Origin of the sequence: Idiomarina sp. UBA4206 (genome assembly GCF_002383015.1) — a bacterium.
Lineage (GTDB): Bacteria > Pseudomonadota > Gammaproteobacteria > Enterobacterales > Alteromonadaceae > Idiomarina > Idiomarina abyssalis.
Genome location: NZ_DFTS01000076.1, coordinates 17,736 through 22,335, shown reverse-complemented (window position 1 = coordinate 22,335; position 4,600 = coordinate 17,736). Strand labels below are relative to the sequence as shown.

Sequence of the window (4,600 nt, the reverse complement as noted above, 5' to 3'; positions counted from 1 at the left end):
TTGTGAGCATAACAAACAAATTTTATCGCCAGCAAACGGCGCTGGCTGCGACGTCAACCCGCTCCGAGGCTTTCCGCGCTAAATTTGGGCGTTAAATTTCAGGAAGGGGGAGAGCATGAAACGAGACATGAATCTTGTCGTTGAGCTCCTGAAGTATTTTGAGGAAAGGGAAGAAATTGGAATAGATCAGAATGTCGCTATTCCAGAGTACGATGAGCGCCAAGTGCAATATCACCTGCGTAGAATGTTTGAAGCTGGACTTCTGGATGCAGAGGCTTCGTATTCAACAACAACCAAAACCAGAATAATTACGGTTTACCCCTTTGGTCTTACATGGCAAGGGCACGAATTTCTAGATGCTCTGAGAGGAGAGGGAGTGTTAAGTAGCATCAAGGACAAGGTTGGGGGGTCTATCAGTGAGATTCCTTTCTCAATTCTGAAGGAGCTAGCAATTAATGCATCAAGAGTTGCTGTTGGGCTTTAAATTTAACAAGCGGCGCCAGGCGGACCAAATTTCCGCTCGTTCCTCGCTCCAATTTGCCCGCTGCGCCGGGCGTTATGTTGTTTACTGGATCGCATAAAAATGAAACTAATTAAGAGTATATTTTACGTGTTAATCATCAGCAGCCTATCAGCCTGTTCGATGAAAAGTGTAAAATTGGCGCACGCTAACGACCCAGATTTAATTAAAGTTTGTCGTCATGCATTTATCGACTGGCGTGCAGCATCGCATATGGTTGATTTTTACAATTTTAAATGTGCGCAAAGAGCAATAGAGCAAGGCTACTTATTAGGTGATTCGAACTTATCTTCTAAGGATTTTTCAATACCTGAGGCACCTTCTGGAAAAACCTGGAATGAAGCATTGGCACTCAAAGAGCTAAGTGCTGATCGAATAACCAGGGAAAAGTATGGGTACATTTTGGCAGTTTTGGAAATGAAGTATCGTGCCAAAATTTCAAAAGCAAAATCAGAGCTCGAATCGGGTAAAATAACTAAGGAAGAATTTGATAATATTAAGGAGGAAGCATCAGAGGCATTCTATGGTGTCCCCACAACATAACAAGGTGTTGCAGCGCGACGTCCAAAGCTGTGCGCCTTTTGTGGTCGCTGCGCTTATACCACAAAAGCCACCCAGCTTTGGCCGCGGCTGAACGCGGGCGTTATGCAGTCAGTCTCACGCCTTATTGACAAGTGTCACGTGACGCAATACACTTTGTTTCATGAGCAAATCCTTTGCTGACAAACGAACTCAAGAACTCTACTCCAAGGGCAAGTCAAAGAGATTTCCTGCGGATGTTGCTCCGAGAGCCGCTAGAAAACTCGAATACGTGGATCTGGCGGTGCAGCTGGAGGATTTGAAAGTGCCGCCTGGCAATCGCCTTCACCCTCTGGCGGGAAATAGGCAAGGGCAGCACGCAATTTCAATAAATGATCAGTGGCGTATCTGTTTTCGTTTTGAAGATGGCGACGCGTATGAAGTCGAAGTGTGTGACTACCACTGAGTGAGGTGATGACTATGGCTATTCCTAATACTGCCGGCATGCAGCGCAAGCCGACTCATCCTGGCGAGATGCTGAGGGAGGATTTCCTTCCGGACTATGGCCTGTCCGTTTCCGGGTTGGCTGAATCTCTGGGGGTTTCTCGCCAGTCAGTTAATGAATTACTGCGCGAACGTCGTGCTGTCAGTCCTGAAATGGCACTCAGGCTTGCCCGTTTGTTTGGTAATTCACCAGAATTCTGGCTGAATGCGCAGCGATCTGTTGATCTTTGGACGGCCGCTCAGTCGGTCAAGGAAGAAGTGGATCGAATTAAGCCACTACATGCTGCATAACCATGCCATGTACCGGATGCCAACCCTTGTGGCATGACGGCGGGCGTTATCGTTTCTTTTTTACAGTAATGAGAATGCGGAGCCGGCCCACATACATATTCAACGCGAGAGGATGCTTGCTAAGTTCTGGTTAAAACCAGTAGCCCTATTTCAGTTCCACTGACGTGGTTCCCGTCATTGTCCCGGGCGACAGAATCTCAGCTAAAGGACTGGGAAATACTTGGTGATGGAGAGGGAATTCATTGGCCCCAGTTGGATGAAGACCTGAGTGTGAACGGTATTCTCCTAGGTAACCATGGAAGAAGATAATAAGTCGATAAGCTGCGCCCCTGCGATAGCTTCTTAGTAAACCTACGCGATGAAGATTGTTTGGTCACCGCAAGCCTTTAAACGCGTAAAAACCTACTATCACATAAAAAATACCACTCACACTCAAATTCCGACCGTTCACACATTCCTTGATTGTATCTGGGTAGGGGCTGCGCTAACTTAGCTGGCAATTGATTTGTCCAAGTGAAAGCAGTGCGGTATGCCGATAACCTTCCAATTCAACATAAAAGAAAAGCTGGCCATCTCCGCGATCCTGACGGTGTTGTACTTGATTCCCGCCAGTATCGAATGGGCGCAGTATGAGCAATTCGACCTTGGGATCGTGGCGCGGAGCTTGCCGATTTGGTTAGTGTGCTTCTACGTTGGCCCGTTTTGGTTATTTTACGCACTACAGAAGATAGGATTAGTTGCTCGTTTGTCAGTGGTACCGCAAGGCGTTGCCTTCGTGGCACTGATGTTTGCAGGTGCAACCTTGGTCTATCACCTACACCAGCTGTTTTTTCCTGATTATCAGTTTGCCTGGCCCGAACGGCTGTTGTCGGCATTTTTGTGGGGCGTGTTTATCTTTGCCATGACGCATCTTTACTTGCTCTATGGCCGCTACGTCAACGAAAAGCGCCTGCGCAAAGAAGCGCAATGGGCTGACTTGACGAGTCGGCTGAATCCCCATTTTCTATTCAATTCTCTCAATACCATTTCAGCCTTGATACACCAATCGCCCGACCAAGCAGACGATGTGCTGCATAAGCTGGCCGACATTCTTCGCTATTCCGTTGATCAGCAATCTCGTTCGGTGTCACTTGAGCAAGAACTAGCGGTTTGTCAGACCTACTTAAGCATTGAACAGGCGCGATTTGGCGATAACTTGCAGGTTGATTGGCAGCTTGAGGAAGGTCTAGCCACTGAGAACTACCAAGTGCCGCCCTTATTATTGCAACCGCTCATTGAAAACGTGATGAAACACGTCAAACGTCGGCCTATCCTGCTTCGTATTGGCATTACGAAAGAACAGAGCCAAGCACAAGAGCAGCTTGTGTTTACGGTAGAGGATAACGGGCAAGGCTTCAAAACCTCGGTACTTGAAGGCAAAAGCAGCCAAGGTCAGGGGTTAAACCTCGTTAATCAGCGCGTCGGGCTTGTTGGCGGTGCGCTTTTACTGACGAATAGCACGCCAAGTCGAAGTCCAAGTAACCAGGCACCGGAACCGGGAGGTGCGGTGTGCACAATAACGCTACCAATCTAAGACTGCGCGTCATTATTGTCGAGGACGAGGCGCCCGCTCGAGCCAAGCTAACCAGTCAGTTAGCGAAGTTGCATGAGGTACAAGTGATCGCTGAGTGCTCCACTGCAACTTATGCCATTGAGCAAATAAACGCCCTAAAACCCGATGTGGTGTTGCTTGATATTGAACTTGGTGAGTTGTCTGGTTTTGATGTTCTGGCCGCAATCGAACAGCCGTGTCATGTCATCTTTACCACGGCGTACAATCAATACGCGGTCAAAGCTTTTGAGAAGCAGGCGCTGGATTATTTACTCAAGCCCTTTGATCTCAACCGTTTGCGCCAGGCGCTTGATCGCGCCGTTATCAATAACACGGCAATCTCCGCCGAACCCAGCAAGCCACTGATGGCAAAGGTCGGTGACAAGGTGCACGTGCTGCAAACCAGTGCGATTCACTTTATCAGCACGCAGCAGGGCATGGTGATGGCTAGGTGCGCTGATCGTAGCTACCACCTGAACGCAAGCCTAGAGTCGATAGTCAGTGACTTACCCCGTTCGTTTTTACGAGTGCATAGAAACTGCATCGTCAATACCGATCATGTTAGCCAATTGGAGAAATGGCAAAGCGGTGCCATGTTGCTGCGATTCGACGACATCCCCGACAGTGTTACCACCAGTCGCCGCGGTGCACTCGCACTTAAAAACTACCTGAACCTTTAGATCAAAGGAAAGCCAATGAACAAGTTATGGTTACTGCTCGCATTTTTATTAGCCAAACCGGCGGTTGCCGAAAGCTTTGTGCTAGAGAACGTCTTACTACCCGACTTCGAACAGCGTCAGTTATTACCGGTAAGCGTTGAAGTTGAAAACGGTCTGATCAAGCAGGTGGTAGCGGCTAGTCAGGAATTAACCCATGACGATGTTCGTGATGGGCAAGGGCAAGTCATTATGCCGGCCTTCATCGACATGCACTCGCACAGCATGGGCAATTCTTCACTGGATCGCAGCGATTATCAGTACATTGGCATCCGTGGTACCGCCAATGCCATGTTATATGCGGGCGTGCACGGTTGGCTTGATTTATACAGCGTGGAAGAGGACATACTAGGTTACCGCAATGCCAAGCACCATGAGGCGAGAGACGAAGCCCAGGTGTTTGCCGCCGGTCCATGCTTTACCGTGCCAACGGGTCATTGTGATTTTGGTGATACCCGC

8 protein-coding genes and 1 pseudogene are annotated in these 4,600 nt (G+C 48.6%); all 9 read left to right on the top strand.

Annotation, left to right across the window (positions count from 1 at the left end):
- Positions 1-115 precede the first annotated feature (115 nt).
- The gene (locus B3180_RS15515; protein WP_278358544.1) at positions 116-484 is read left to right on the top strand and encodes a DUF2513 domain-containing protein; all 369 of its coding nucleotides are present in this window, start codon (positions 116-118) and stop codon (positions 482-484) included.
- Between the two features lie 99 nt (positions 485-583).
- Complete coding sequence (locus B3180_RS15510; RefSeq protein ID WP_217667590.1) at positions 584-1,063, top strand: hypothetical protein; 480 nt, start codon at positions 584-586, stop codon at positions 1,061-1,063.
- Between the two features lie 160 nt (positions 1,064-1,223).
- A complete protein-coding gene (locus tag B3180_RS15505; protein WP_278358545.1) occupies positions 1,224-1,505 on the top strand; it encodes a type II toxin-antitoxin system RelE/ParE family toxin in 282 nt (93 codons plus the stop codon).
- A 14-nt stretch (positions 1,506-1,519) separates the two neighbouring features.
- Positions 1,520-1,834 (top strand): HigA family addiction module antitoxin, encoded by a 315-nt coding sequence (locus B3180_RS15500; protein WP_278358546.1) that lies wholly within the window; start codon positions 1,520-1,522, stop codon positions 1,832-1,834.
- A gap of 91 nt (positions 1,835-1,925) precedes the next feature.
- Complete coding sequence (locus B3180_RS15495) at positions 1,926-1,997, top strand: hypothetical protein (protein WP_339616526.1); 72 nt, start codon at positions 1,926-1,928, stop codon at positions 1,995-1,997.
- A gap of 14 nt (positions 1,998-2,011) precedes the next feature.
- Positions 2,012-2,143 carry a DUF2442 domain-containing protein gene (locus B3180_RS15490; RefSeq protein ID WP_278358547.1) on the top strand — a complete coding sequence of 44 codons (132 nt, stop codon included), beginning with the start codon at positions 2,012-2,014 and terminating at the stop codon, positions 2,141-2,143.
- A 220-nt stretch (positions 2,144-2,363) separates the two neighbouring features.
- The gene (locus B3180_RS15485; protein ID WP_113908002.1) at positions 2,364-3,407 is read left to right on the top strand and encodes a sensor histidine kinase; all 1,044 of its coding nucleotides are present in this window, start codon (positions 2,364-2,366) and stop codon (positions 3,405-3,407) included.
- Positions 3,383-4,105 (top strand): LytR/AlgR family response regulator transcription factor, encoded by a 723-nt coding sequence (locus B3180_RS15480; RefSeq protein ID WP_278358548.1) that lies wholly within the window; start codon positions 3,383-3,385, stop codon positions 4,103-4,105. The genes B3180_RS15485 and B3180_RS15480 overlap by 25 nt, the downstream gene beginning before the upstream one ends.
- Before the next feature lie 15 nt (positions 4,106-4,120).
- Positions 4,121-4,600 (top strand): annotated as a pseudogene (locus B3180_RS15475) (metal-dependent hydrolase); the annotation flags it as partial.